Here is a 23,285-nt window from a genome sequence, read left to right on the forward strand (position 1 = left end):
CGCGTGCGCCGGAAGCGGATGGTCGGCCGGCGCGAATCACGTCGTTCCCGGTCCGCTCGCCGCCGGTCCGCGTGAGCGTCGCCTACGGTGACTGCTGTCGCACAGCGGCGGGATCCGGGAGCCGCCGCAGGCGCACAGCGCGACGACGAAGCGGTCGCAGGTCCGCGGTGTGCCGTCGGCGCCGAGAACCTCGACCGGGCCCTCGACCAGGATGGGCCCGCCGGGAACGACGCGCACGCGGCGGCGGCGCTCTGCGGTCGTGCGGGGCTCTCCATCGGACTGCGCGGCGGTCATGAGGCACCGACCGGGCGGTGTGCGCGGACGACGACGATCTCCTCGAGGCGGCAGTCGGGGGGAATCGCGCCGGCGCGGCGCAGCAGGTCGCGCCGCGCCAGCAGCACGGGGCCGAAGGGTATCGCCCGGCGGCGTACCACGTCGGCGACGAATCCCGATTCGCGCAAGACGGCGAGGGTTCGATCGCAGCCCGCGAAGGCGGACTGCACGATCAACGCGGTACCGGTCGGCGACAGGAGGTCATCGAACCGGCCGCAGACCACATCGAGTACGGCACGGCCGTCGGGGCCGGCGTTCCAGGCCTCGACGGGGCCCTCCGCGGCTCCCCGGAGATTCTCCGCCCCGACGGGCGTCGGCACGTACGGGGGGTTACAGGTGATGACGTCGAAGGCGAGCGTCGAGCTGAACTCGGCCACATCGGCGAGGTGCACGTCGACGTCGACTCCCGCACCGGTGCTGACCGCTCGCGCCGCGCGTACCGCGGCGGGCGATGAGTCGATCGCGGTGACGTGCGCGCCGCGCGCCGCGGCCTCCACGGCCACGACCCCGGTGCCCGTGCAGAGGTCGAGCACGCGTGAACCCCGGACGGGGAGATCTCCCAGCGCCTCCATGAGGAGGAGGGTGTCGGCCTGGGGTAGGTAGACGTCGTCCGGCCCGGCGGCGGACCCGACTGCTTCCACTGGGCCGCTCCGCGGTATCCCGGGGCCGAAGGCACGTGGTGTACCGTCCCCGCCCCGGTCCGTTACGAGTACCGAACGGGTACTGCTCGACATCGTCTCTCCTTCCGCCGGCGCGGTCGACGTCGAGCGCACCGGATGCTGCACTGCGGCTGACGATGCGGTCTACCCGCTGCCGTGCCCCGGTAAACGCCGCACGCGTCCTGCGGTTTCGAGGAGGACCGAAGCGGGTACCGGAACCGGGACGACGTCGACAGGAAGTGATGGTGGAACATGACGCGGATCGCCGAGTCCGTGCGCAGCGGGCACGCGGTGCCGTTGCCCTCTGCGCGAGGGACGATCTCGCAGTGGGTGATCAACGCCCTGGAATCCGGCGACCCGGCTTCGGCGTCGGCGCCCGACATGACCGGGGTCGACGCCTGGTCCGACGATGCACAGCTGGCGCTCTTCATCTGCCAGGAGATGCACTACCGCGGGTGGCGCGGGATCGACCCGGCCCTGGAATGGGATCCGTCGATCATCGCCGCCCGAGTGGCTCTCGAGAACGTCCTTCTCGCGGCGGTCGACCGGGAACTGGAGCCCCACTCCACGGCAGTATCCGCGGCCGACGCGCTCGAGGGACTGGCGCGCGACAGTCTGCGAGCCGGCGGCGCCGTGGAGCGTCTCCGGGGCGCCGCCGACGGGACTCGCTTCCGCGACTACTTCGCCGCTCGGTCGCTCTATCACCTCAAGGAGGCGGATCCCCACGCCTGGGTCATTCCCCGGCTCGCGCCGGCATCCAAGGCGCCGTTCGTGGCGGTCGAGTTCGACGAGTACGGTGCCGGTCGCGGCGAGGACGTCCACCAGTGCCTGTACGCGGACCTACTCGAGGCGATGGGGATGGACCACGGCTATCTGGACTACCTGGACCGCGCACCGGCCGCGGCGATCGCTCCGGTGACGCTGATGAGCGCGTTCGGTCTCCGCCGTGCGGAAATGGGCGCTGCGATCGGGCATTTCGCGGCCACCGAGGTCACGTCGCCGCCGGGGTCCGCGCGCATGGTGGCGGCACTCGAGCGGATAGGAGCGCCGGAGCCGGCGATCCGGTTCTACCGTGAGCACGTGGAGGCCGACGCCGTGCATGAACTCGTGATGCGGCACGACGTCGTCGGCGCCATGATCGCCGCCGATCCGTGCAGCGAGCGCGACATCGTTCGTGGTATCGCAGCCTGGCGGTTGGCCGAGGACCGCCTCGACGACGCACTGCTCACCGCGTGGCGTGACGGGAAGACCCTCGTACGCGATCTGTGATGAACATCGTCGTCTACATCCCCCTGATCGTCATTCCGCTGTTCGCCCTCGCCGTCGCGTGGAAACAGCTCACGTTGTCGCAAACCACCACGGGCGGTTACGGGCTGACCATCGGCGCGCGGCGCATCGAGCGGGTGCCCGGTGTGACGGCGGTCGGCGTCGCTCGTGACGACCAGTGGAACGCCGTCGAGTTCCGGATCGTCGCGCGCGGCCCGGGCACGTGGTACGACGTGGTCGGGACGGTGCTCCGGAGCGACGGACAGGACGTGGTGGTGGATCGCGTGCCGCGGCTGGACAACACGGCCGAGGCCGTCACTGCGACGATGCAGATACGCACCCGTGACCTGGATACCAGTTGGTTCGTGGTCGATTGGCTCGCACCTCGGGGTGCGGGGATCCGCAGAGAGGCCTATCGGATCCGCGTTCGCGGGACCGGCACCAGCCCGTCGCACGCTCGGAAGCGCGCGCTCCCGTCGCACGCGGCGGTCGCCCCGCTTCTCGACGATGAAGCGTTCGCGGTCCCGGATCTCGAGGAATGGCGCTGGGATCGCACCTGGAAGGCCCGCTACTGGCTGTGGTCCCTGCTCCCCGTTCGGTGGGAGCACATGCAGGCGGCGAGCGGGTGGACCGGACGTCTCGGTCGCCGATGGCTCCAGGCGGGCAGGTGGGAACCGGTGCATCCGCGGGAACCGGTACGGACCGGGTGGATGCCGGGGGTACCCGGCGGTGGAAGTGGCCGGTAGGTCCCGCCGAGCGTGTTTCGCTGCGTCCCGGAACGGGTACGGGCCGGATCGAGTCGGTGTTCGGGTCCTCGAACACGGAGGGGAGCGCTGGTGAGGGACGAGGTGCGAGGCGGAGGCCCGGACGAGGAGCCACTGTTCGCCTGGCGAGGTGAGGAGCGCGAAGTCCCGGTCATCGGCGAGCTCGCGGCCCTGGTCCACGAGGTCGACGCACGACGCGTCCTGTACGTCCGCTACTCCGAGGGACCCGACGCCGATCGCCGGAACGGCCCGAGCCGGGACTACGAGGCCGAGTACGTCCTCCCCGGCCTGTCCGTCGCCACGCTCACACCGGAGCCGTGGTGGTCCCTTGAGACGCGGACCTGGGTGGTCCGTCGTGTCTGCACGTATCGCGAACTCGACGTCGCCGACAGGTACGCCTGGGTCCTGACGGGACGGCAGGTCGGACGGGGACCGGACCACGAGCCCTTGGTGCGCTCCGTCAGCCCGGTCGGGCGGCTGACCCGAGCACTGATCGCCGAGGCGGCGACGGAGTACCGGCGACGCTTCGCGGCCGGGCGGGACTCGCGCGAGCAGATGCGTCGATGACGAGCCCGGCTCAACGCTCGGCCGGCGCCCCGGGACCGTGGCCGTAACGCCGGAACAGGTGCCGGGGTAGCCACCACCAGAAGAAGCCCGCGCACGCGCCGCCGGCGATCGCTGCCATCGCGCCGATCAGCATCGACGTGGACCCCACAGCAACGACGAGCGCCGCGGCTCCGGTGAGTGCGAGGCCCACGGCGCAGGTGCCGAGCAGCACCAGACGGTGCGTCGCGGTGACCACGACGGACAGATTGTGTGTCCGGAACAGCATCCGGTGGAGCGCGATCGGTGTGAGGAAGACGATGACGGCGGCGAGCGACGCGGTCATGGTCAGGTAGTAGAGCACCCTGCAAGGAGTGCTCAGCGTCGCGAAGCGCGGCTGGAACGGCAGCACGAGGAGGTAGCCGGAGAGCAACTGCACACTCATCTGGAGCACTCGTACCTCCTGCAACAGCGAGGTCCAGTTGCGGTCCAGTCGCTCCGTGGGGGTCTCGTTGCGCGCACGCAGGTTCCACGGCTGGTCCCGGTACGGCGAACCGGGATCGAAGTGCACCGCTTCGGCGAGCTCGTCGCCGGGACCGTGCGCCGACGACGAGTCGCCTCCGTCGATCGCCCCATCGCCGCCGTGTGCGGCGCGCGGAGGGGAATCGAGTTCCTCGGCTCGGCGGCCCGTGCGATGGTCCCGCGGGTCCACAGGAACACGCTCAACCGGGGAGGGTTTCGCCGCCGATGGGTGCGAGGGTCTCACCGGAGTAGTACGACGACATGGTGGTCGAGGCGAAGAAGACGTAGGACGGCGCGATCTCGTCGGGATCCGCCGCTCGTCCGTACGGCGCCTGCTCGCCGAAGTCCGCCACCGTCTCCTCGTCGAAGGTCGCGGGAATCAGTGGAGTCCACACCGGGCCGGGGGCGACGCAATTGACGCGGATGCCCCGGTCGACGAGGGATTGCGCCATCGCGTAGGTGAACGCGAGCACGGCCCCCTTCGTGGCGGAGTAGTCGATGAGGTGGCGATTGCCCCGGAGTCCGTTGATGGAGGCGGTGTTGATGATGCACGAGCCCGACGCCAGACGGGGGAGCGCGGCGCGGGTCACGTGGAAGAAGCTGTCGATGTTGACCGCGAACGTGCGACGCCACTGCTCGGGCGTGATGTCGGTGAGATCGTCCGCCGGCTGCTGGGTACCCACGTTGTTGACGATGATGGAGAGCGCGCCCAGTTCGGAGTGGGCGCGCTCGACCACGTCGCGGCAGTGTGCGGCGTCCCCGAGATCACCCGCGTACCGCACGCACCGGCGGCCCTCGCGCTCGATGAGGTCGACGGTCCGGGCGGCGTCGTCCCCCTCTTCGAGGTAGGCGATGGCCACGTCCGCGCCCTCCTTCGCGAACGCGATCGCCGTCGCGCGGCCGATCCCGGAGTCACCGCCGGTGATGAGCGCCTTCTTACCCTTCAACAGGCCACGGCCGTGGTACTCGCGCATCTCGTCGCGGGGCTGATCCTTCATCTCGGCCGTATCGCCGGGGTACCGGATGGTCTGGCTTCGCACGTTCTCCTCCTTCGACGGTGGCGGTCGCTCGCCGTGGCTCGGCTACCCGCCCGCGTCCGCCGGCAAACCCCCGCGCCGGGTTTGCCACGACGGGGCGCGGGGTACCCGGCCGTTGACAGTGCCGAAACGACGCGGAAGGAGACGGATCGATGCCGAAGACCACAGAACAGGGTTCGGCCGATGAGGACGAACTCCCGGGTACCCTGCAGCGCTCGAGCGCGAAGGCCCAGCGGACGTTCGCCAAGGCCCACGACTCCGCACTGGAGGAGTACGGGGACGAGGAGCGGGCGCATCGCGTCGCCTATGCGGCCCTCAAGCACAGCTACGAGCGGGTCGGCGACCGGTGGGAGCGCAAGCCCGGCGGGAAGCGCGGCACATCCGAACGGCCGGGACAGCGCCGGGGCGGCCCGACGCACGAGGGTGTCGATGTGAACGCGACGAAGGAACACCTCCTCGACGTCGCCAGGCGCTTGGACATCCACGGACGCTCCACGATGCGGAAGGCGGAACTCATCGATGCGATCGAAGACGCCAACGAACGAGCGAGGAGCAGCGACTGATGGTCGCCGCGGCGGTCGGGGGCGGCGGTGCGGATCGCCGGCTCCGTCCCGCGTTTCGCTGTACAGGGGAGGGCGCCCCGTGTTAGCACGGAAGGCGCCCTTCGATGAACGGAGTCTCATGGCGTACACGGCACGGACCGCACCGGCCCATCCCGTCGATCTGAGCGTTCCGGCCGACCTCTCGTACCTGCCGGTGGTGCGTGCGGTACCGGAGGCGCTCGCCATCATGCTCGACCTCGACATCGACATCGTGTCCGACCTCGGGCTCGCGATCGACCAGATCTGCACCGAGCTGATCGCCGATGCCCAGCAGGGCGCGAACGTCGAACTCCGGATCGAGCTCGCCGCGGCGGACCTCACGACGACGGTCACGGCGCGCACCCGCAGCGACCGCGCGCCGGACCGATCCGGGTTCGGCTGGCGAGTCCTGAATACGCTCACCGAGGGGCTCGAGGTCGAACGTGCACCGGCGCCGGGCGGTGGATGGTCGACGAGCGTGTCGTTCCGCTCGGGTCGGGGTGCCGTGTAGTGCCGCCGCAATCTCGGGAGCCGCGGCACTCGAGCGAGGACTACTCCGACGTGGCGGAGATCCTCCGATCGGCGCGTCGTCAGGGCGGGACACGCGCCGCCGCCACCAGGGATGATGTGATCACCCGGTGCCTGCCCCTCGCGGAGAACCTGGCGCGGAGGTTCTCCGGCCGAGGTGAGCCCCACGACGACCTGGTGCAGGTCGCCCGCGTCGGTCTGGTCAACGCGGTGGACCGCTTCGATCCGGACAAGGGCACCGATTTCTTGTCTTTCGCGGTGCCCACTATGTTGGGTGGCCTGCGGCGCCACTTCCGAGACACCGGCTGGGCGACCCGCGTGCCGCGGCGCATGCAGGAATTGCACCTGCGCATGAACTCCGCGATCGCCGAGACGGCACAGGGGCTCGGGCGGACACCGACCTACCGCGAGCTCGCGGAGCGCTTGGACGTGAGTGTGGACGACGTCCGAGAGGCGGCACGTGCGGGGAACGGCTACCGAGCGAGGTCGATCGACCAGCCCGTCGGTGACGACGAGCGGTCCGCACCGGTGGACAGGATCGGCGAGAACGACCCGGGGTTCGAGCTCGTCGAGGAGTTCGCGTCGCTACGCCCCGCGGTCGAGCGGCTCGATGAACGCGAGCGTGCCGTTCTCGCGCTGCGGTTCTACCGGTCGATGACGCAGACCGAGATCGCGGCACAGCTGGGCATCTCGCAGATGCACGTGTCGAGGATCCTGTCCAGGGCGCTCGGCAGCCTCCGGTCGCACGTCGCCGAGTAGCGAATCACTCATGTCGAACCGCGAACATTCAGCGGTGTAGTCGTTTTCGATCTCCAACGACTCGGCTGTGCCTGTACAGCACGGTGTGCCTGTGGTACGAACGAAGGAGGTTGAGTGCCGCAGCCGGAACATCACGATCTGTTGCTGGAGGCTCCCATGTCACTGTCTGTCATCGAACATCCCGACGCTCTCCGGAAGGGCGGGTCGCGGGCTCCGTCGCGGCTCTGCACCGAGGTGGTCCCGGAGGGGGACCTCGACGCCTTCACTCTGCCCGTGCTCGTCCGCGCCGTCGACGAGGCCGTGCGGACGAGCGCCAGGGTGGAGCTCGACCTGTCCGGGGTCGACTTCATGAGCATCGCCGCCGCCGCGTACGTGTGGCAGCGAGTGGCCTCTCCCGGTGCCCCGACCGTGGAGATCAGCGCCGCGAGCGACGCTGCATCCCGCTCGCTCGTCGTCACCGGCTTCGGCGGCATCGCCGACGTTTGACGTCGCTCTTCCGGGGTAGACCTCTGCTGCAGCACCGCCGCGAGCGGACCGACGAGACAGAGAGGACGAGCACCGTGACGTTCATCAATCCGTACACCTTCATCGATGAGCTGGCCTTCCAACACCAGCGGATCCTGCAACTCTTCGATCGCGTCCTCGCCAGCGACGCGGAGGACCGTGACGAGGCCTTCCTCGAACTGCGACGGCTTCTGGCCGTGCACGAGGCGGCCGAGGAGATCATCGTGCACCCGAAGGCGCGCGCGGTGATCGCGGCCGGCGGCACCGTGGTGGACGAGCGGCTCGGCGAGGAGCGCGCCGCCAAGCGGCTGCTCGCCGAGCTCGAGGATCTCGACCTCCGGTCCGCCGAGTTCGACGCCAAGATCGAAGCCCTGCGCGCCGCGGTCGAACGACACGTCGAGCGCGAGGAGCGGGAGGAGTTCATCGCTCTGCGTAACGAGATCGACGACGACGAGGCGGCGCGGATGGCGGATGCGGTGCAGGCCATCGAGGCGATCGCGCCGACGCGCCCGCACCCCGCCATCGAGTCCGCACCGGCGAACCTCCTCGTCGGGCCGTTCGCCGCCATGCTGGACCGAGCCCGTGACGTGATCTCCGACCGGATGCGGCAGGGGGCCCACTGATGCAGCGCATCGCACGGCAATGGGGTGGAACAGGTTTCGTCGGCGTGCTCGTGGGCATCGGCGTCCTCGCGATCGGGATCAGCGCGACGGCCATCGGCACGCCCTGGGCGTGGGCCGCTGTCGGCATCGGGATCCTCCTGATCGTCGTGGGCGGCGCGGCAATGACGGCGGTCTCGCTCAGTCGCAGGAGGAACGCATGGGACGACCGCGGACAGCGCGACCCGGTCCTCGGGGAGGAACTCACACCCGCCGAGGAACGTCAGTACTTCCGGCGATACCGCCGGCGCGGCGGGCGTGGCCGAGGGTGACGGCGGACCAACCGACGACGAATCAGCCTAGGAGGCGAACATGGCAGACGAGCAGATCGAGGCGGTCACGGCGGTGGGGCAGGGCGGGGAGCCTCACCAAGTCGCGGCCGAGGCGCTGACGACCTCCCAGGGAGCGCCGGTGCCGGACAATCAGAACTCCCTGAGAGCGGGGGAGCGCGGGCCGACGCTGCTGGAGGATTTCGTCCTCCGCGACAAGATCTTCCGATTCGACCACGAACGCATCCCGGAACGCGTGGTCCACGCCCGCGGATACGGCGCGCACGGCGTCTTCGAGTGCACCCGGTCGCTCACCGGTGTGACGGTGGCAGATCTCTTCGGCGCAGTGGGAAGGCGCACCGAGGTCTTCGTCCGCTTCTCGACCGTCGCCGGCCGTGCAGGATCGTTCGACCTGGCACGCGACGTCCGCGGTTTCGCGGTCAAGTTCTACACCCGCGAGGGGAACTGGGACCTCGTGGGCAACAACATCCCCGTCTTCTTCATCCAGGACGCGATGAAGTTCCCGGACCTGGTGCATGCGGTCAAGGAGGATCCCGACCGCGGCTTCCCCCAGGCCCAGTCCGCGCACGACACCTATTGGGACTTCGTCTCGTGCCTTCCCGAATCGACCCATATGACCCTGTGGCAGATGTCGGACCGAGCGATTCCGCGCTCCTTCCGATTCATGGAGGGGTTCGGTGTGCACACCTTCCGGTTCCTCGCGGAGGACGGTGCGTCCACGTACGTGAAGTTCCACTGGAAGCCGGTGCTCGGTTGCCAATCCGTCGTGTGGGACGAGGCGGTCAAGATCAACGGCGCCGATCCCGACTTCCATCGCCGAGACCTGTGGAACGCGATCTCCTCGGGCGAGTATCCGCAGTGGGACCTGGCCGTGCAGCTGTTCGACCAAGCGACGGCGGACGCTCTCCCCTTCGACGTACTCGATCCCACCAAGATCGTTCCTGAGGAGACGGTGCCGCTGCAGGTGGTCGGTCGCCTCACGCTGGACCGGACCGTGGACAACGACTTCGCCGAGACGGAGCAGGTCGCGTTCTGCACGCAGAACATCGTCCCGGGCATCGGCTTCACCGACGATCCGCTGTTGCAGGGACGGAACTTCTCGTACCTCGACACCCAACTGTCCCGACTGGGCGGGCCCAACTTCACGCAACTGCCGGTGAACAGTGCCCGATGCCCGATGGCCTTCTTCCACCAGGACGGACACATGCAACACGACGTACCGTCCGGCCAGATCAATTACGAGCCGAACTCGAGCGATCACGGCGGTCCGCGCGAACGGACCGGCGCGAAGGCGCTCACCACGTTCGCCGAGCCGGTGACCGGAACGAAGACCCGATTGCGTCCGGACTCCTTCGCCGATCATTACAGCCAGGCCAAGATGTTCTGGGACAGCCAGACCGCCGTGGAGCAGGACCACATCGTCGCCGCTTACGTCTTCGAACTGAGCAAGGTGGGGGAACCTGCGATCAGGACGAGGATGGTCTCGAATCTGATGAACGTGGACGACGGTCTCGCCTCTCGTGTCGCCGCGGGGCTCGGCATGCCGTTGCCGGCGCCCTCCCCGGCCGCGGTACCGGTGCGGACCGACATCCCTCGATCACCAGCCGTCAGCATGATGCGCAATGCGCCAAGGACATTCGCCGGGCGAACGGTGGGCGCGCTGGTGACCGACGGGGTCGAGCGCTCGCTCGTCGACGCACTGCGGAGCCACGCCGCCGACGCCGGAGCCTCGGTGGTGATCGTCGCGCCGAGGGTGGGGGGCGTGGTCGCCGACGACGGCGGGAGCCTCGGCGCCGATGCTCAGTTGGCGGGCGCCCCGTCGGTCCTGTTCGACGCGGCGGCGATCCTGACCTCAGCCGCCGGAGCCGAGGAACTCGCGGCGGACCCGGCGGCGCGGGACTTCATCACCGACGCCTTCCATCACAGCAAGTTCGTCGCGATCGGGGAGCACTGCGGGCCGCTGCTGCGCCGCACCGGGCTCGTCGACAGTGTCGACGACGGGTGCTTCCCGCTCGACTCCGAGCGGGTCGCTGCGGATTTCATCGAGGCCTGTGCGGACCTGCGGTACTGGCCGCGCACCGCCATCGGCGGCCACAACCCACCGAAGGAGTGATCCGATGACACCGGAACCCGACGACCACGCGGGCGCGGACGGGCCCGTCGAGGATCAGTCCGCGAGTGTGTCCGCCGACGCGGAAGCCCTCGACGAGGACCTCCTCGAGCACGACCCGTGGGCCACGGCGATCGATCCTCCCGACGGTTGGGCGGAGAGTGATCGGCGCGGAGTGACGGGGCCCGAGCAACGAGAAGGCCCTTCGCTCGACGAGCGACTGGCGCAGGAGGAGCCGGACGAGGACGGCCTGTGATCTCGGTCCGAGCCCGATGTGTGGCCGCGTCCCTCCGGGCCCGGCGGAGCAAGACGTTCTACCGTGACCCGGAGATCATGGTCGCGAGCCTCGCGGCCCGACAGCGCATGTCGTCGGCTATGCCGCCGTGGTGGATCCGCCGGGGCGTCGAGGTCAGATCGGCGGTGGTGGACGGCACCCCGTGCGTCAGCATCACGCCGCCGACGCGGGGCGGAACCACCTTGGAGATCGTGGACGACGATGGTGAGTACGTCATCGACGAGACGGGCACCGGGGTCACGCGTTCCACTACTGAATGGTTCGGGTTCCACCGTGATGACGTGACGTCCGCGCGGGGGGAGACCCGAACATTGCGGCGCTTCCGTCGCGAGGACTGGGACGTCGAGGTGCGTACCCGCACGGTCCTCACGAGTACCGTGCGCGCCTTCGTCGTGACAGCCGAGCTCGACGCCTACGAGAGCGACGGGGACCGCGGGCCGCGCCGGGTGTTCGCCGATAGCTGGCACCGGGAGATCCCTCGGGACGAGGTCTGATCATCGGAGACCCGGCAGCACGGCATCGGAAGGCGCGCGAGGTGGCCCTCCGATGCCGTGCTGTTGTCGCTGTGCTTCTCATGAGGATTCCCGGCGTTCCACGCCGATGGCTTCGCGGAGCTGCCGGCGCACCGCCTCCGACGGCTCCTGATCGAGAGTCGCCTCGATCAGGGCGTTGAGTTTCTGCTGGGTCGCCGCGTCCGCCCGGGTCGACTGGTTCTGCACCAGGGCCACCAGGAGGAACGTGATGATCGTGGTGGCGGTGTTGATCACCAGTTGCCAGGTGTCGACATCGCGCAGAACGAGGATCGACGGGGCCCAGATCAGCACCAACAGCACGCAGAAGCTGAAGAACCACGCCTGCGAGACCCAGCGGCCAGTGAGATCGGCGAAGCGATCGAAGATCGACAGGTGTGAGTCGACCGAGCCGGGGAGAAGCGGGGGACGGTGGCTGCTCGCGTGTTCGCGGTCAGACGCAGCGGACGGCGGGACCCCATCGGGCCCCGCCGTCGCCGGTTCCTCACGCGGAGTGCGCGTCACCGGCCGGAGTGGCTGTGCTCGCCACCGCGTGCCTTGGCCTCCTCGGGCTGCGCCTCGGCGCCCTTGCGGCCGGCCTCGTGCGGGTCCGCGCCCTCCGACGAACCGAACTGGCCGGGGCTCGCCTCGCCGCCCTTACGGGCCTGCTCCTCCGTGTCGGAGCGGTTGCCGAACTGTCCGGGGTTGTTGGGGTCTGCCATGGTGCATACCTCCTGGTAGTGGTTCTGTGGGAAGGGGATTCGTGTTCATCCCCGGTGATGGGATACCCGGCGCGCAGTGTTTCAAACCCAGGCGGAGGGATTGTTCACGTCGTCGACGCCCGGTCCGTGAGCGTGTGGTGCCCACGATCACGGGCGCAGTGGGCACAGCAGTACACGGTCTCATCGACCTGGACGCCGTGCCCGATGATCCGGCACCCGCACCGTGCGCAGGAGGGGGCGAACGAAGTGATCGCGCACTCGAGGCTGTCGAAATGCCGGGTCTCGTCACCGCGCGTCATCGTGAACATGTCGTCGTACTCGTTGCCGCAGGTGTCGCACGTCGTCATCGTCCTGCTCCTAATCGAAGGACACGGCGGCGACGAGGTCGCCGACCCGCTGATCGGGGAGTGCTCGGGCGATGTCCGCCTGCGCGATGATCCCGACGAGGGTGTGTCCGTCGATGACGGGTACTCGGCGTACCTGGTGGTCCGCCATCGTCGAGAGGAGTTCCGTGGTGTCGTCGTCCGCACCGATCGTGACCGCTTCGCCCTGCGCGAGCTCGCCGGCGCGCACACTTGCAGGATCGTGCCCGCGTGCGACCACCTTGGTCACGATGTCGCGGTCCGTGATCATGCCCTTCAGGCGGCCGTCCTCGCCGCAGATCGGCAGTGCGCCGACGTGCAGTTCGCTCATGCGCCGTGCCGCGTCGGCCGCCGTATCCGTGCTGCCGATGCATTCGACGCTCGGCTGCATGATGTCTCGTGCTCGAGTCATGTCTACTCTCCTTCCGTTCCGTTCCGGTCCGAGCCCCGGTGGCCCGCGGCACGGGCCTACCCCGCAGCTCGGCGCGGCAAACACCGGAGAGGGCCCTTCGCGCCCGCGGTCAGTGGACCCGGCGGTGGGCGGTGAGGAGGAGATGGTCGAAGCGCTCCCGGGCACTGCGGGAGAGCAGCGGCTCTTGCGCGGCGAAATCGTCGACGAGCTGCGCGGCGAGCAGTCGTAATTTGACGTTCGTCTCCTGGGAGCGCCAGCGCAGGATGTCGAAGGCTCGGTCGGCGGAGACGCCGTAGACGAACATCAGCACGCCTTTGGCGCGGTCGATGTCCTCACGGGCCGCGATCATGTCGGGCACGGTCTCCGCGAGTGACTGGCGGATCTCCGACCGGACGGTGTCGGTGATGTCGATGTAGTAACCCTCGGTGCCGATCACGGCGCCGTCCTCCGACTCCATGCGGTCAGCGATCACGATGATGTGGTGCACCGTTCCGGCGGTGTCGATGATGCGGTGCCGGCTGCTGAAGGGCTCTCCGGAATCCATCGTGCGGCGCACCTGCTCGCGCACCGCCGGGGCATCATCGGGGTGCTTGTGGGACAGGATCAGGTCGGTCGTCGGGACGACCTCGCCCGGCGCGTAGCCGTGCATCGCCGCGACCTCGTCGGACCAGTACCAGCGCTCCTCGTCGAAAGTGAGGCGGAAGCTCCCGAAGGATTGTGGAGCCCCGCCCACCGCATCGAGTGCCTCGTGGCGAGGGGATTGCATGTGCTGATCATACGGCGAAATTCTCTCCCCACCAGCCCTATTCGGTCTCGCAGAGCGAAAGCGGAGTGAACCCCTGTTGCGATTCGTGCCAGCCCCGTCCCGCTGCCGGACGTCGCGATGTGCTTCGCGCAAGGTCTGAGAACGCCTCTCGTCAACATCTAGCACTCGTGCGAAGAGAGTGCTAAAACTAGTACTGCACAGTTGAAGAGTCGCTCGTCAGAGTGGCGGGCGGCCTGGAGTTCACGGGAGGTGTTTGCTGTGCTGAGGTTCGACCCATTCTCCGAGTTGGATGCTGTGGCCCAGGGCCTGTTGACTGCGAACCGGGAAACCGGATCGCCGCGCTCGCCGCGGTTCATGCCGATGGACCTCTACCAGGTGGACGACCACTACGTCCTCACAGCCGACCTACCGGGCGCGGACCCCGGCTCCATCGACGTCGACGTCGAGAACGGTGTCCTCACTCTCACGGGCCGGCGGACGGCGATGCCCGATTCCGGGGTGAGGTGGCTGGCCAGTGAGCGCTTCTCCGGCGTCTACCGCCGGCAGCTCACCCTCGGCGACAGCATCGACACCGCTGGGATCGCCGCGCGCTATGACAACGGTGTTCTCACGGTGACGATTCCGATCGCCGAGCGCGCGAAACCCCGCCGGATCGTCGTCGAGCAGGGCTCCGACGAACCGCAGTGCGAACAACTCGCCGTCGAGTCCAGTGCGGCCGACGACGACGCACGCGTCGACGTAGCCGGATAGTTCCGGAGTGGTGGCGGGCGGGCGCGACCGGCTCGCCACCACCCGACCGTGATCGGAGGGCGGACATGCAACAGAGCAACGATCCCCGTATCCGGGACCTGGGAATCGGCGTGCCCCACGCGGACCCGGCGGATCTCGCCGAGCAGGCGCGCAGCGTCGACCTCGACGCCGTGGTCGAGGACTACCCCTGGGTCCGCCGCGACGAGGTGCTGACCATCGACGGTCGGCGGTTCTTCATCTAGACGACGTCCCGCGGCACACAGGCCACGCTGCGAGGGTCGGGGGCCCCTTGACGGGCTGGTCGGAGCCCCCGACCCGATTCCCTCGTGTTTCCGACCGGCCCCTGGAGTCCATGAGGAAGAAGACGTCATGAGATCTCTGCATCGGCTCACCACGACGATCGAGGCCGAACACCCGATCCCCACCGCCGACGGCGCCCGCGTCATCGGCACGGTGGAGGTCGTCAGCGAGTGCGCTCCGTCCGGCCGGGCTGAAATGCGCTGTCGCGCCGTGGGCGACGACACCTGGCATCCCGTCGCGGGAGGCAGCGCCGACCTGCGGGATCCGGCGGACCTCCCGTTCCATCATTCGGCGACCCTGTCCCGGCTGCTGACTCACCTGCCCCCGCCCGCCCAGGCCGATCCCGACGCCGCGTTCTACTTCTGCGACGACCTCGACGCGCCACCGCCAGCGGCGGCGCAGCTCGCCTCCTGATCGGGACGGGTGGTCACCGGTCGGTGGCCTCGACGGCCGACCGGATGCCGGCGAGAGTGCGCTCCATGCCCTCGAGCAGGAGGGCCGTGAACGCCTCCTGCCCGCCGAGGTGGCTCTCGGTGAGGTCGAGTGAGAACTGCGAGATCCCGTCCGGCGCCTCCCGGCGCTGCGTCAGGACGGTGCCGTCGCCCTCGGATTCGAGCGTGAACGACCAGATCGTGTAGTTCTCCTCGATGCGGAAGGCGATCGCGTGCGCGGGCTCGTGTCGTACGACCTCGCCGTGCGTGACCCATTCGAGTTCTCCCAGGTGGTTGAGGTTGGTGAAGCGCGTGCCCAGGCGGACGTCGGCCGCGGGCGCGCGCAGCCTGACGGAGGCCACCTGGGGGCTCCACTCGGGCATGCGCCGCACATCGCCCACCGCCTCCCAGACGGTGGCCGGCGGGGCGGCGATGGTCACCGTGCGCTCCAGGAGCGGTGCGAAAGCGTTGTCGGACATGGCCCTCCCAATCAGTACGACCGATCGGTCGTAAACATGGCTCGACGGTACTCCGTCCGCCGCGCCCCGTCCAGAGCGATCGCGTGGCTACAGTTGAACCCATGACCACACCGGCGACCGCCGACCGCCGGCGGGCGCGCGGCGACGCCACCCGGCGCCGCGTCGCGCGGGCCGCCGCCGACCTGGCGACCGTCCACGGCCTGGACACGATCACCGTGGGTGGCCTGGCCGCCGCGACCGGCGTCAGCAAGAGCGGCATCCTCACCGTCTTCCCGACGCGCGAGGCGATCCAGGTCGCCGCCGTCGCGGAGGCGCGCCGTGTCTACATCGACGTGGTGATCCGGCCCGCGCTGGCGGTGTCGCCCGGCGCCGACAGGCTGCACGCCCTCCTCGACGCGTGGGTCGGGTACCTCCGCGCCGAGACCTTTCCGGGTGGCTGCTTCGTGACGGCCACCGCGACGGAGTACGGCCACCGGACAGGCGCGGTCGCCGAAGCGGTCCGGAACCTGAAGCGGGAATGGCTCGATCTCCTCGAGTCCGAGTTCGCGGCTGAGGGGGCCGCCGACCCCGCGGCGGCCGCGTTCCGGCTGGACGCCTACCTCGCAGCGGCGAACACCCGACGCGAACTCTTCGGCGACGACGCCGAACTCGACCGCGCCCGTGCGTTGGCCGCGGAGGTCATCGACGCCGCCGGTGGGCGTCACATCGGCGCGTAGCCGTCCTTGTCGCCGAAGCAGAAATCGCAGGTGTCGTCGTTCTCGCTGCCGTAGTCCGCGAACGCGGCGATCGGGGCGATCGCGGCGTGCGCGACGGCGGGTTCCACCTGCGGTCCTCGGCCCTTACTCAGCTGGTCGAGCCGTGCGAGGCTCGCGTCGAACGGGGAGGAGCCGCGGCCCGGCGTGGCATCGGCGACCGCTGTCCCGTCGACGAACACCGTGTACAGATCGTGTTCGGGGAAGCCATGATTGACCCGCAGGACCCACCAAGCGTCGTCGACGACGGCGGCGTACGGGAAGTACCGCAACCCCGTGTGGCGCCACGCGGGCCGCGTGGCGCGCACCTCATCGAGCCCGATCATCCGCCGGGGAGGGGGTCGTGGGGCATGGGACTGCTCCTACTGCAACCGGAAACGCAGCGTCGCGAGTAGGTCGTCGAGCGCGTCGCCCAGCACGCGAACGCGGTCGGCGGGGCCGGCCGCTGCCAGCGCGCGATGCCGGTCGGCATCCGAGAGCGGCAGCGCACGCGCGAGGTAGTAGCTGCGTTCGACCGGATCCTCCGGGAGCGTCAACTTCGGCCATGCCCGCGGCTTGACGCCCTCGGCGCGCGCGAGCCGCGCCGCCAGCCTTTCGGCCTCGCCGCGCTTGCTCAACAGCGGGATCAGGTCCACGGCGCGTTGCACCTCGTCCGGCCAGAGGTCGGCCTCCGCGAGGGGATAGGGATCGTCGGGCAGCCACCGCGCGACCCGCACTCGTTCGACGCCCCGGCAGAGCAGCGTGAACTCGCCGCCGGCGCGGCGCACGTACCGGTCGATGAGCGCCACGGTGCCGACGTCCGTGCGCACGTCGCCGCCGCCCACCTCGCTGCCGCGCTCGATGAGCACCACCCCGAACCGGCCGTCCGTCGCGAGACACTGCTCCACCATCCGGCGGTACCGAGGTTCGAAGACGCGCAGCGGCAGCTCCTCGCCCGGGAGGAGGACGGCACCGAGCGGGAACATCGGCAGTTCGGTCACCGCTACAGCATGCACCGTCCGCGGTATCGTCACCGGCATGACCGCCCCGAACGAGTGGCTCGCGGCCCTGGAGCGCGACGGCGGCGCGATCGCGGCGACGTCCCCGGAGCACCTGGACCTCGACGTTCCGACGTGTCCCGGATGGACCGTGCGCGACCTCGTCGTGCACCTCGGGGGAGTGCATCGCTGGGCCGCGACCTTCCTCGCCGAGGGGCCCGACTCGACCACCCGGTTGGCCCCGATCGAGGACGACGCGCCCTCCGGTGCGGCCGTGACGGCCTGGTACCGCGACCGGCTCGACGGGCTCCTGCGGGAACTGCGACGGCACGGCGCCGAGGAGCCGGCCCGTGCCTTCAACGGCCGCGTGACCGCCGCCTTCTGGATGCGCCGCCAGGCCCTCGAGACCGCAGTGCACAGGTGGGATGCCGAGAACGCGTGGGACGCAGCGGTCCCGGTCGAGTCCGTCCTCGCCGGTGACGGGATCGAGGAGTGGGCACAGGTCTTCGCCGGACGGTTCCTCTCCCGAGGCCCCGGCCTACCGGACGAACTCGTCGGGCGGACCATCCACCTGCACGGCACCGATCGCGACGACGCGGAGTGGACTCTGGCGCTCGACCGGCAGGCCGTCGCCGTCGGGCGCGGGCACGCGAAGGGCGATGCCGCGCTCCGGGGCGCCACGTCCGACTTGTACCTCGCGCTCTGGCGCCGCGTCCCGGTGACCCGGCTCGAGACCTTCGGTGACGGCACCGTCGTCCCGCGGTTGCTGGACGCGGTGCAGGTGACGTGACTGCGCCCGGCCGCCGCTAACGCACCTGGAGGGCGCGGATCACCGCGTCGACTTTGCCGCGCGCGTCGGTGTTGGTCTTGTTCGCGCCACCGAGGAAGTACGACGTCGGGGTCGTATCGAGAACGATGATCGTGAACCAGTCCGACTCCGGGGCGCCTCCGGCTCCCCGCGGGGTATTCGCGTTGAGGTCGAGCCGCGTGCCCTTCACGCCGTCGATGACGACGGGCCGGGCCCGTCGATCGGTGGTGGTGCGCTGCGCCTGTCCGGACCGGTCCGGGAAGCGGCAGAGCGAGAACGCGAGCGCCATGGACGTGGTGTCGTGGCTGCCGGGGCTGACCCGGAGTCGCCCGACCTCGACGAGGTTCATCACGTTGCCGCCCGGCGAGTACCGGGCCGCGGCGGTCGTCGCCGCACCGGCGGAGTAGCCGGTGTCGAGGTCCCATCCGCCGACCAGTGCTGCGGGGAAGGTCAGGGGAGCGGTGCCGAAGAGACCACCGGCGGTCGACGGCGCACCGACATCGGGCGACTGGCTGCAGGTGACGGTGTTCGGCTCGGCCTGCGCCGTCGGCGGCATGAGCGCAGCGAGTGCGGCAGTGGTGGCGGCGACCGCCGCGACGGTGACGTTCCGGAATCCCATTTCTCCCCAATCCTCAATACTGCATGATGTGTTGGAAATTAACATTGAGTGGGGAATCGGGCGGGACGAATCCGCATCGCGCAGCGCGACCGGCCTCCGGGTTCGTAGGGTCGTGGCCATGACGAAGCAGCTCTGGCTCGACTCCATCGCCGCCGACGGCGCCCGCATCGCCGCCATCGCCCCCGCCTCCCTCGGTCTGCCCGTGCCCAGCTGCCCGGGGTGGACGGTGCGCGACGGTGTCGTCCACACCGCCGGCGCCCACCGCTGGGCCACCGCCTTCCTGCAAGCGGGCGCGGACTCGAAGGAGCGGTTCGTCCCCGATGTCTCGGACGTGCCCGACGGCGACGCCGTGCTGCAGTGGTACGCGGGGGTCAATGCCGCGCTGCTCGACGAGCTGCGGCGGCACGAGCCCGACGAGCCCGCTCGCGCCTTCATCGGCCGTACCGTCGCCGCGTTCTGGATGCGGCGGATGACGCAGGAGGTCTCCATCCACCGCTGGGACCTGCAGAACTCACTGCCGGGCGGCGCCGAAGCCCTTCCCGCCTGGACCGCGGCCGACGGCATCACGGAGCTGACGCAGATGCAGATCCCGTTGATCGTCGGCAAGAAGGGGCTGCCCGACGCTCTGGTGGGGAAGGTCATCGTGATCGAGGCGACCGACACGGGCGACCGGTGGACGCTGCGCCTGCGCGCCGACGGCATCGACGTGCTCGATGAGTCCGTGCCCGCCGATGTGACGCTGCGCGGCGCCGCATCGGACCTGGACCTGGTGCTGTGGCGGCGGACCGAGCCCGGCACCGTCGACCTGGTGGGGGACCGGACCGTACTCGACGGGCTGCTCGATGTCGTGATCATCTGACGCCGACACGCCGAACTGGCCCGATGGCACTAGGTCTTGCGTTCCTCGGTCTTGTCGGCCCCAAGGGGTAGTGTCATGGGCGTTGAAATCCAGCTCCGCGAAAACTGAGGTGTCATGTCTGAAATCGCCGCTCACAGCCCTGCCGACGGAGCGCCGCTCAAGCTGGTCAGCCGGGTCTCGGCGATCAACTGGAACCGGGTTCCGGACGAGAAGGACGCCGAGGTCTGGGACCGGTTGACGGGCAACTTCTGGCTGCCCGAGAAGGTGCCGGTCAGCAACGACATCCCGTCGTGGGGCACGCTCACCGATCACGAGAAGCAGCTCACGATGCGGGTCTTCACCGGCCTGACGCTGCTCGACACGATCCAGGGCACCGTCGGGGCCGTCTCGCTGATCCCCGATGCGATCACCCCGCACGAGGAGGCGGTGTACACCAACATCGCGTTCATGGAGTCGGTGCACGCGAAGAGTTACAGCTCCATCTTCTCCACGCTGTGCAGCACGCGCGAGATCGACGACGCCTTCCGCTGGTCGGAGGAGAACGAGCACCTGCAGCGCAAGGCGTCCATCGTCATGGACTACTACCGCGGCGACGACCCGCTCAAGCGCAAGGTCGCCTCGACGCTGCTCGAGTCGTTCCTGTTCTACAGCGGCTTCTACCTGCCGATGTACTGGTCCTCGCGCGCCAAGCTCACCAACACGGCCGACATGATCCGCCTGATCATCCGCGACGAGGCCGTGCACGGCTACTACATCGGCTACAAGTTCCAGCGCGGGCTGGAGACGCAGACGCCGGAGCGCCGCGAGGAGATCAAGGACTACACGTTCGAGCTGCTCATGGAGCTGTACTCCAACGAGGAGGACTACACCGAGTCGCTGTACGACGAGGTCGGCCTCACCGAGGACGTCAAGAAGTTCCTGCGCTACAACGCCAACAAGGCCCTGATGAACCTGGGCTACGAGGCGCTGTTCCCCAAGGACGCCACCGACGTGAACCCCGCGATCCTCTCCGCGCTGTCGCCCAACGCCGACGAGAACCACGACTTCTTCTCCGGTTCCGGCTCGTCGTACGTGATCGGCAAGGCCGTCAACACCGAGGACGAGGACTGGGACTTCTGACGGAGTTCGTCGCGAAGCAGCAGCCCACCATCGGTGTGCTGCTGCTTCACTTCGTCGTGGCCCCGATCTTCGGCGTCATCGGCCTGGCGATGATCGTCTCGCCCGAGTCGGAGTGGCGCAGCCTCGTACCGATACCGGTAGTAGGGCTCGTCGCAGTTCTGCTCGGAGCCGGATCGCTCGTCTTCGGAATCGTCGCGCTGACGGTGCGCCGCACGGTGCTCGTCGTCGATAGTCGCGGAATCCGCTCACCCAGAGGCGGGTTCGACTTCGATTGGCAGGGCGCCGATGCGGTGCACGTCGGCTGTTACCGCGGCGGCCGATTCGGCCCCACCCTGTACGTGCTCGGCGTCGCGGGGCGTCCGATCCGGACTGGGCGACGGTTGCCTCTGTCCGGATTCAACGCCGCCCTCATGGGTTTGCCGCCGGAGGCCCGTGCGCATCGCGTCACCTGGCAGATCGGCACGCGCCCGTCGTTCGACGAGGCGATCCGAGCCGTCCGAGTGGCCTCGCCCGAAACACCCATCGCACCATGAGCGCGACCCAGCAGGACGCGGTGTTCGGAGTGGTGCGGCGCCCGGAAGTAGTGGTCGGCCTCGCGCTGGCTCTGGCTCTGGTGTTCGGGTTCCTCATGGCACCACGGCAGATCGTGGGCACGGGATTCGCCGCACGCGCCGGCGAGGAGTTCCCGCGGTACATCGTGGACGGGCGTGCCGAATTCACGCCGGGCCTCGCATCGCTCGTCGACGACTGGCAGTGGTACCACGTGATCAAGGCGGTCTTCGCGGCTCTGCTCGTCGCGCTCGCGCTGTACCTGGGACACCGTGCGCTGGCATTGATTCCGACGGTTCTCCTCATCGCGAACGTCCAGGGTTCGGTGGCGCCGCTCTCGTCGGCGTTTTCGCTGCTCGGCGATCGGGTCTCGGAGTCCGACGGACCGCTGGCGGAGGCGCTGTCGTCGATGCGCCGGCAGTTGCGCGGTGCGAGATCGCCGGCGGTCCAAGAACTCGTCGATGACTTCGCGCGCTACCACCTCGCCGTCGTGATCATGGCGGCGGTGTTGACCGTCGTGCTGGTGGCGTTCGCCGTCCGCGCCTGGCGGCAGGATCGTCGACGGTGGGCGGTGGCGACGCTGGTGGGCGCCATCGTCGCCGGGGTCGTCACGGCCGCGAACGTCACGAACACTCTCGATCCCATCCGCGGGCTGCTCGACTTCCTTGGCGGTTCCTAGCGGTTTCGGCGATCGCTTCCTGGGACTTCTGCGCCGAAACCGCTGGGGACTGGGATGCTGAACGGGACGAGCGGAGAAGAAATGCTGGAGATCCGGCCCAACTGTGAATGCTGCGGGCGCGACATCGCGCCGGACTCGCGCGAGGCGTTCATCTGTACCTTCGAGTGCACCTGGTGCGGGGACTGCAACGACGAGAAGCTGCACGGCACGTGCCCGAACTGCGGCGGAGAGCTGGTTCGCCGCCCCGTCCGGCCCGCGTCCCTGCTCGAAGCCCACCCCGCCTCGACGGTCCGCATCGTCAGCGACTCCTGCCGGGCGTGACCCACGGCGATCGAACACCGTTTCGGTCGGTGAAAGACCAGGTCACGGTGAGCAGAAACGGTGTTCAATCGGCGAGGGGGAGATCGTCGCGGTCGGCCCACTCGACGAGGGTGTCGAGGGAGTGGGCGACGTCGTCGATCTCCGCGTGCAGATCGCCGAGCTCGGTGAAGCGCCCGGGCAGGGTGCGGATCGTGAAATCGTCGGGGTGTACGTCCGGCACCTCGTCCCACGTGATCGGGGCGGAGGCGGTGGCGATCGGGGTGCCGCGCAGCGAGTACGCGCACGCGATGGTGTGATCGCGCGCGTTCTGGTTGTAGTCGAGGAAGACCGCCGCCGGGTCGCGGTCCTTGCGCCACCACACCGTCGTGACGTCCGACGGTGCCCGGCGCTCCACTTCGCGGGCGAAGGCGAGGGCGCACCGTCGGACCTCCGAGAAGGTCCAGCGGGGCTCGATCCGCACGTACACGTGCAGCCCGGACCCGCCCGAGGTCTTCGGAAAGCCGCGGATGCCCAACTCGTCCAGGACCTCCCGCACGACGCCCGCCACCCGCTGCACCCGCTCCCACGAGCAGTCGGGCATCGGATCGAGATCGATGCGCCACTCGTCGGGATGCTCGACGTCACCGGCGCGGCAGTTCCACGGGTGGAACTCGACCGTCGACATCTGCGCCGCCCAGATCACCGAGCCGAGCTCGGTGACCACCACCTCGTCGGCCGTCCGACCGAAACGGGGGAAGTAGATCTCCACCGTCTCGAGCCAGTCCGGGGCGCCCGCGGGGATCCGCTTCTGGTGGACCTTCGGCCCGTCGACGCCCTTCGGATACCGGTGCAGCATCGTCGGGCGATCGCGCAGCGCCCGGACGATCCCCGGGCCCACGGCCTCGTAGTACCGCACGACATCGAGCTTCGTCGCACCGATCCTCGGGTAGTAGACGCGCTCCGGGCTGGAGACGCGCACCACGTGCTCGCCGACGGTGAGTTCGATCGGCGCGCCGTGCTCGGAGGAGGCCACGGGACGAGG

Annotated in this window: 37 protein-coding genes; 22 read left to right on the forward strand and 15 right to left on the reverse strand. The window is 69.3% G+C overall.

Annotation, left to right across the window (positions count from 1 at the left end):
- Positions 1–36: 36 nt before the first annotated feature.
- Entirely contained in the window at positions 37–294 is a 258-nt protein-coding gene (locus tag FK530_RS13090) for a CDGSH iron-sulfur domain-containing protein (protein WP_146487468.1), read from the reverse strand.
- Positions 291–974 (reverse strand): HemK2/MTQ2 family protein methyltransferase, encoded by a 684-nt coding sequence (locus FK530_RS13095; protein WP_231706617.1) that lies wholly within the window; start codon positions 972–974, stop codon positions 291–293. The genes FK530_RS13090 and FK530_RS13095 overlap by 4 nt, the downstream gene beginning before the upstream one ends.
- 270 nt (positions 975–1,244) lie before the next feature.
- On the opposite strand from FK530_RS13095, the gene FK530_RS13100 reads away from it, so the two are divergent.
- From FK530_RS13100 to FK530_RS13110, 3 genes are all read left to right on the forward strand, one after another.
- On the forward strand, positions 1,245–2,261 hold the full coding sequence (locus FK530_RS13100) for an iron-containing redox enzyme family protein (RefSeq protein WP_146487470.1): 1,017 nt from the start codon (positions 1,245–1,247) through the stop codon (positions 2,259–2,261).
- On the forward strand, positions 2,261–3,004 hold the full coding sequence (locus FK530_RS13105; RefSeq protein WP_146487471.1) for a hypothetical protein: 744 nt from the start codon (positions 2,261–2,263) through the stop codon (positions 3,002–3,004). Before FK530_RS13100 ends, FK530_RS13105 begins: the two co-directional genes overlap by 1 nt.
- A gap of 90 nt (positions 3,005–3,094) precedes the next feature.
- Positions 3,095–3,589, forward strand: coding sequence for a DUF6098 family protein (locus tag FK530_RS13110; RefSeq protein ID WP_231706618.1), 495 nt, complete (start codon positions 3,095–3,097; stop codon positions 3,587–3,589).
- Between the two features lie 10 nt (positions 3,590–3,599).
- Here FK530_RS13110 and FK530_RS13115 read toward each other — a convergent pair whose 3' ends face one another.
- Together FK530_RS13115 and FK530_RS13120 are read right to left on the reverse strand one after the other, a co-directional pair.
- Complete coding sequence (locus FK530_RS13115) at positions 3,600–4,277, reverse strand: DUF6328 family protein (RefSeq protein ID WP_231706619.1); 678 nt, start codon at positions 4,275–4,277, stop codon at positions 3,600–3,602.
- A gap of 10 nt (positions 4,278–4,287) precedes the next feature.
- A complete protein-coding gene (locus FK530_RS13120) occupies positions 4,288–5,085 on the reverse strand; it encodes an SDR family oxidoreductase (protein ID WP_146487586.1) in 798 nt (265 codons plus the stop codon).
- 191 nt (positions 5,086–5,276) lie between these two features.
- Here FK530_RS13120 and FK530_RS13125 point away from each other — a divergent pair, with 191 nt between their 5' ends.
- From FK530_RS13125 to FK530_RS13160, 8 genes are all read left to right on the forward strand, one after another.
- On the forward strand, positions 5,277–5,687 hold the full coding sequence (locus FK530_RS13125) for a ChaB family protein (protein ID WP_146487472.1): 411 nt from the start codon (positions 5,277–5,279) through the stop codon (positions 5,685–5,687).
- A gap of 118 nt (positions 5,688–5,805) precedes the next feature.
- On the forward strand, positions 5,806–6,216 hold the full coding sequence (locus FK530_RS13130; RefSeq protein WP_146487473.1) for an ATP-binding protein: 411 nt from the start codon (positions 5,806–5,808) through the stop codon (positions 6,214–6,216).
- On the forward strand, positions 6,171–6,992 hold the full coding sequence (locus FK530_RS13135; RefSeq protein WP_146487474.1) for a SigB/SigF/SigG family RNA polymerase sigma factor: 822 nt from the start codon (positions 6,171–6,173) through the stop codon (positions 6,990–6,992). Before FK530_RS13130 ends, FK530_RS13135 begins: the two co-directional genes overlap by 46 nt.
- A gap of 156 nt (positions 6,993–7,148) precedes the next feature.
- Positions 7,149–7,478 carry an STAS domain-containing protein gene (locus tag FK530_RS13140; protein ID WP_146487475.1) on the forward strand — a complete coding sequence of 110 codons (330 nt, stop codon included), beginning with the start codon at positions 7,149–7,151 and terminating at the stop codon, positions 7,476–7,478.
- 74 nt (positions 7,479–7,552) lie between these two features.
- Positions 7,553–8,119: a hemerythrin domain-containing protein gene (locus tag FK530_RS13145; RefSeq protein ID WP_146487476.1), complete on the forward strand. Its 567-nt coding sequence runs from the start codon at positions 7,553–7,555 to the stop codon at positions 8,117–8,119.
- On the forward strand, positions 8,119–8,427 hold the full coding sequence (locus tag FK530_RS13150) for a hypothetical protein (RefSeq protein WP_146487477.1): 309 nt from the start codon (positions 8,119–8,121) through the stop codon (positions 8,425–8,427). Before FK530_RS13145 ends, FK530_RS13150 begins: the two co-directional genes overlap by 1 nt.
- A gap of 40 nt (positions 8,428–8,467) precedes the next feature.
- Positions 8,468–10,558, forward strand: coding sequence for a catalase (locus FK530_RS13155; protein ID WP_146487478.1), 2,091 nt, complete (start codon positions 8,468–8,470; stop codon positions 10,556–10,558).
- A gap of 4 nt (positions 10,559–10,562) precedes the next feature.
- Positions 10,563–10,811: a hypothetical protein gene (locus FK530_RS13160; protein ID WP_146487479.1), complete on the forward strand. Its 249-nt coding sequence runs from the start codon at positions 10,563–10,565 to the stop codon at positions 10,809–10,811.
- 58 nt (positions 10,812–10,869) lie between these two features.
- Here FK530_RS13160 and FK530_RS13165 read toward each other — a convergent pair whose 3' ends face one another.
- Positions 10,870–11,100 carry a hypothetical protein gene (locus FK530_RS13165; RefSeq protein ID WP_146487480.1) on the reverse strand — a complete coding sequence of 77 codons (231 nt, stop codon included), beginning with the start codon at positions 11,098–11,100 and terminating at the stop codon, positions 10,870–10,872.
- Between the two features lie 31 nt (positions 11,101–11,131).
- Between FK530_RS13165 and FK530_RS13170 the strand changes: the two genes are divergently transcribed.
- Positions 11,132–11,344, forward strand: a complete 213-nt coding sequence (locus tag FK530_RS13170) for a hypothetical protein (protein ID WP_146487481.1) — start codon at positions 11,132–11,134, stop codon at positions 11,342–11,344.
- A 78-nt stretch (positions 11,345–11,422) separates the two neighbouring features.
- Here FK530_RS13170 and FK530_RS13175 read toward each other — a convergent pair whose 3' ends face one another.
- From FK530_RS13175 to FK530_RS13195, 5 genes are all read right to left on the reverse strand, one after another.
- Positions 11,423–11,755 (reverse strand): low affinity iron permease family protein, encoded by a 333-nt coding sequence (locus FK530_RS13175; RefSeq protein WP_146487587.1) that lies wholly within the window; start codon positions 11,753–11,755, stop codon positions 11,423–11,425.
- A 125-nt stretch (positions 11,756–11,880) separates the two neighbouring features.
- Complete coding sequence (locus FK530_RS13180) at positions 11,881–12,081, reverse strand: hypothetical protein (protein WP_146487482.1); 201 nt, start codon at positions 12,079–12,081, stop codon at positions 11,881–11,883.
- Positions 12,082–12,185: 104 nt separating this feature from the next.
- Positions 12,186–12,428 (reverse strand): metallothionein, encoded by a 243-nt coding sequence (locus FK530_RS13185; protein WP_146487483.1) that lies wholly within the window; start codon positions 12,426–12,428, stop codon positions 12,186–12,188.
- Between the two features lie 10 nt (positions 12,429–12,438).
- The gene (locus FK530_RS13190) at positions 12,439–12,855 is read right to left on the reverse strand and encodes a CBS domain-containing protein (protein ID WP_146487484.1); all 417 of its coding nucleotides are present in this window, start codon (positions 12,853–12,855) and stop codon (positions 12,439–12,441) included.
- Between the two features lie 109 nt (positions 12,856–12,964).
- Positions 12,965–13,621 (reverse strand): PAS and ANTAR domain-containing protein, encoded by a 657-nt coding sequence (locus FK530_RS13195; RefSeq protein ID WP_146487485.1) that lies wholly within the window; start codon positions 13,619–13,621, stop codon positions 12,965–12,967.
- Between the two features lie 258 nt (positions 13,622–13,879).
- On the opposite strand from FK530_RS13195, the gene FK530_RS13200 reads away from it, so the two are divergent.
- The 3 genes from FK530_RS13200 (at position 13,880) to FK530_RS13205 (ending at position 15,085) form a co-directional block, all read left to right on the forward strand.
- Positions 13,880–14,371 (forward strand): Hsp20/alpha crystallin family protein, encoded by a 492-nt coding sequence (locus FK530_RS13200; protein WP_146487588.1) that lies wholly within the window; start codon positions 13,880–13,882, stop codon positions 14,369–14,371.
- 65 nt (positions 14,372–14,436) lie between these two features.
- Positions 14,437–14,613, forward strand: a complete 177-nt coding sequence (locus tag FK530_RS25850) for a hypothetical protein (RefSeq protein WP_158645094.1) — start codon at positions 14,437–14,439, stop codon at positions 14,611–14,613.
- 127 nt (positions 14,614–14,740) lie between these two features.
- Positions 14,741–15,085, forward strand: coding sequence for a hypothetical protein (locus tag FK530_RS13205; protein ID WP_146487486.1), 345 nt, complete (start codon positions 14,741–14,743; stop codon positions 15,083–15,085).
- A 13-nt stretch (positions 15,086–15,098) separates the two neighbouring features.
- Here FK530_RS13205 and FK530_RS13210 read toward each other — a convergent pair whose 3' ends face one another.
- A complete protein-coding gene (locus tag FK530_RS13210; RefSeq protein ID WP_146487487.1) occupies positions 15,099–15,581 on the reverse strand; it encodes an SRPBCC family protein in 483 nt (160 codons plus the stop codon).
- A gap of 101 nt (positions 15,582–15,682) precedes the next feature.
- Between FK530_RS13210 and FK530_RS13215 the strand changes: the two genes are divergently transcribed.
- A complete protein-coding gene (locus FK530_RS13215; protein WP_146487488.1) occupies positions 15,683–16,297 on the forward strand; it encodes a TetR/AcrR family transcriptional regulator in 615 nt (204 codons plus the stop codon).
- On the opposite strand, the gene FK530_RS13220 is transcribed toward FK530_RS13215, so the two are convergent.
- A complete protein-coding gene (locus FK530_RS13220) occupies positions 16,282–16,659 on the reverse strand; it encodes a hypothetical protein (protein ID WP_231706621.1) in 378 nt (125 codons plus the stop codon). The two genes, FK530_RS13215 and FK530_RS13220, sit on opposite strands and share 16 nt — an antisense overlap.
- Before the next feature lie 36 nt (positions 16,660–16,695).
- Positions 16,696–17,313, reverse strand: coding sequence for an LON peptidase substrate-binding domain-containing protein (locus FK530_RS13225; RefSeq protein WP_146487489.1), 618 nt, complete (start codon positions 17,311–17,313; stop codon positions 16,696–16,698).
- Between the two features lie 37 nt (positions 17,314–17,350).
- Between FK530_RS13225 and FK530_RS13230 the strand changes: the two genes are divergently transcribed.
- The gene (locus FK530_RS13230) at positions 17,351–18,100 is read left to right on the forward strand and encodes a maleylpyruvate isomerase family mycothiol-dependent enzyme (RefSeq protein ID WP_146487490.1); all 750 of its coding nucleotides are present in this window, start codon (positions 17,351–17,353) and stop codon (positions 18,098–18,100) included.
- Positions 18,101–18,116: 16 nt separating this feature from the next.
- On the opposite strand, the gene FK530_RS13235 is transcribed toward FK530_RS13230, so the two are convergent.
- The gene (locus tag FK530_RS13235) at positions 18,117–18,737 is read right to left on the reverse strand and encodes a hypothetical protein (RefSeq protein WP_146487491.1); all 621 of its coding nucleotides are present in this window, start codon (positions 18,735–18,737) and stop codon (positions 18,117–18,119) included.
- 118 nt (positions 18,738–18,855) lie between these two features.
- Between FK530_RS13235 and FK530_RS13240 the strand changes: the two genes are divergently transcribed.
- The 5 genes from FK530_RS13240 (at position 18,856) to FK530_RS13260 (ending at position 22,264) form a co-directional block, all read left to right on the forward strand.
- Entirely contained in the window at positions 18,856–19,596 is a 741-nt protein-coding gene (locus FK530_RS13240; RefSeq protein ID WP_158645095.1) for a maleylpyruvate isomerase N-terminal domain-containing protein, read from the forward strand.
- 114 nt (positions 19,597–19,710) lie between these two features.
- Positions 19,711–20,715, forward strand: a complete 1,005-nt coding sequence (nrdF, locus tag FK530_RS13245; RefSeq protein WP_146487493.1) for a class 1b ribonucleoside-diphosphate reductase subunit beta — start codon at positions 19,711–19,713, stop codon at positions 20,713–20,715.
- Between the two features lie 35 nt (positions 20,716–20,750).
- Positions 20,751–21,248, forward strand: coding sequence for a hypothetical protein (locus FK530_RS13250; protein WP_146487494.1), 498 nt, complete (start codon positions 20,751–20,753; stop codon positions 21,246–21,248).
- Positions 21,245–21,943 (forward strand): hypothetical protein, encoded by a 699-nt coding sequence (locus FK530_RS13255; protein WP_146487495.1) that lies wholly within the window; start codon positions 21,245–21,247, stop codon positions 21,941–21,943. Before FK530_RS13250 ends, FK530_RS13255 begins: the two co-directional genes overlap by 4 nt.
- A gap of 81 nt (positions 21,944–22,024) precedes the next feature.
- On the forward strand, positions 22,025–22,264 hold the full coding sequence (locus FK530_RS13260; protein ID WP_146487496.1) for a DUF1272 domain-containing protein: 240 nt from the start codon (positions 22,025–22,027) through the stop codon (positions 22,262–22,264).
- A gap of 64 nt (positions 22,265–22,328) precedes the next feature.
- Here FK530_RS13260 and ligD read toward each other — a convergent pair whose 3' ends face one another.
- Entirely contained in the window at positions 22,329–23,276 is a 948-nt protein-coding gene (gene ligD, locus FK530_RS13265; RefSeq protein ID WP_146487497.1) for a non-homologous end-joining DNA ligase, read from the reverse strand.
- Between the last annotated feature and the right edge of the window lie 9 nt (positions 23,277–23,285).

The organism is Tsukamurella conjunctivitidis (genome assembly GCF_007858475.1).
GTDB classification, from domain to species: domain Bacteria; phylum Actinomycetota; class Actinomycetes; order Mycobacteriales; family Mycobacteriaceae; genus Tsukamurella; species Tsukamurella conjunctivitidis.

What these genes read in the sequence shown, in the direction of transcription:
- FK530_RS13215 (WP_146487488.1), top strand. Translation starts at nt 15,683, where the DNA reads ATGACCACACCGGCGACCGCCGACCGCCGGCGGGCGCGCGGCGACGCC.
- FK530_RS13185 (WP_146487483.1), bottom strand. Translation starts at nt 12,428, where the DNA reads ATGACGACGTGCGACACCTGCGGCAACGAGTACGACGACATGTTCACG.
- FK530_RS13210 (WP_146487487.1), bottom strand. Translation starts at nt 15,581, where the DNA reads ATGTCCGACAACGCTTTCGCACCGCTCCTGGAGCGCACGGTGACCATC.
- FK530_RS13220 (WP_231706621.1), bottom strand. Translation starts at nt 16,659, where the DNA reads ATGATCGGGCTCGATGAGGTGCGCGCCACGCGGCCCGCGTGGCGCCAC.
- FK530_RS13090 (WP_146487468.1), bottom strand. Translation starts at nt 294, where the DNA reads ATGACCGCCGCGCAGTCCGATGGAGAGCCCCGCACGACCGCAGAGCGC.
- FK530_RS13240 (WP_158645095.1), top strand. Translation starts at nt 18,856, where the DNA reads ATGACGAAGCAGCTCTGGCTCGACTCCATCGCCGCCGACGGCGCCCGC.
- nrdF (WP_146487493.1), top strand. Translation starts at nt 19,711, where the DNA reads ATGTCTGAAATCGCCGCTCACAGCCCTGCCGACGGAGCGCCGCTCAAG.
- FK530_RS13235 (WP_146487491.1), bottom strand. Translation starts at nt 18,737, where the DNA reads ATGGGATTCCGGAACGTCACCGTCGCGGCGGTCGCCGCCACCACTGCC.
- FK530_RS13100 (WP_146487470.1), top strand. Translation starts at nt 1,245, where the DNA reads ATGACGCGGATCGCCGAGTCCGTGCGCAGCGGGCACGCGGTGCCGTTG.
- FK530_RS13135 (WP_146487474.1), top strand. Translation starts at nt 6,171, where the DNA reads ATGGTCGACGAGCGTGTCGTTCCGCTCGGGTCGGGGTGCCGTGTAGTG.
- FK530_RS13125 (WP_146487472.1), top strand. Translation starts at nt 5,277, where the DNA reads ATGCCGAAGACCACAGAACAGGGTTCGGCCGATGAGGACGAACTCCCG.
- FK530_RS13195 (WP_146487485.1), bottom strand. Translation starts at nt 13,621, where the DNA reads ATGCAATCCCCTCGCCACGAGGCACTCGATGCGGTGGGCGGGGCTCCA.
- FK530_RS13205 (WP_146487486.1), top strand. Translation starts at nt 14,741, where the DNA reads ATGAGATCTCTGCATCGGCTCACCACGACGATCGAGGCCGAACACCCG.
- FK530_RS13105 (WP_146487471.1), top strand. Translation starts at nt 2,261, where the DNA reads ATGAACATCGTCGTCTACATCCCCCTGATCGTCATTCCGCTGTTCGCC.
- FK530_RS13160 (WP_146487479.1), top strand. Translation starts at nt 10,563, where the DNA reads ATGACACCGGAACCCGACGACCACGCGGGCGCGGACGGGCCCGTCGAG.
- FK530_RS13260 (WP_146487496.1), top strand. Translation starts at nt 22,025, where the DNA reads ATGCTGGAGATCCGGCCCAACTGTGAATGCTGCGGGCGCGACATCGCG.
- FK530_RS13230 (WP_146487490.1), top strand. Translation starts at nt 17,351, where the DNA reads ATGACCGCCCCGAACGAGTGGCTCGCGGCCCTGGAGCGCGACGGCGGC.
- FK530_RS13255 (WP_146487495.1), top strand. Translation starts at nt 21,245, where the DNA reads ATGAGCGCGACCCAGCAGGACGCGGTGTTCGGAGTGGTGCGGCGCCCG.
- FK530_RS25850 (WP_158645094.1), top strand. Translation starts at nt 14,437, where the DNA reads ATGCAACAGAGCAACGATCCCCGTATCCGGGACCTGGGAATCGGCGTG.
- FK530_RS13130 (WP_146487473.1), top strand. Translation starts at nt 5,806, where the DNA reads ATGGCGTACACGGCACGGACCGCACCGGCCCATCCCGTCGATCTGAGC.
- FK530_RS13190 (WP_146487484.1), bottom strand. Translation starts at nt 12,855, where the DNA reads ATGACTCGAGCACGAGACATCATGCAGCCGAGCGTCGAATGCATCGGC.
- FK530_RS13140 (WP_146487475.1), top strand. Translation starts at nt 7,149, where the DNA reads ATGTCACTGTCTGTCATCGAACATCCCGACGCTCTCCGGAAGGGCGGG.
- FK530_RS13155 (WP_146487478.1), top strand. Translation starts at nt 8,468, where the DNA reads ATGGCAGACGAGCAGATCGAGGCGGTCACGGCGGTGGGGCAGGGCGGG.
- FK530_RS13120 (WP_146487586.1), bottom strand. Translation starts at nt 5,085, where the DNA reads ATGAAGGATCAGCCCCGCGACGAGATGCGCGAGTACCACGGCCGTGGC.
- FK530_RS13180 (WP_146487482.1), bottom strand. Translation starts at nt 12,081, where the DNA reads ATGGCAGACCCCAACAACCCCGGACAGTTCGGCAACCGCTCCGACACG.
- FK530_RS13150 (WP_146487477.1), top strand. Translation starts at nt 8,119, where the DNA reads ATGCAGCGCATCGCACGGCAATGGGGTGGAACAGGTTTCGTCGGCGTG.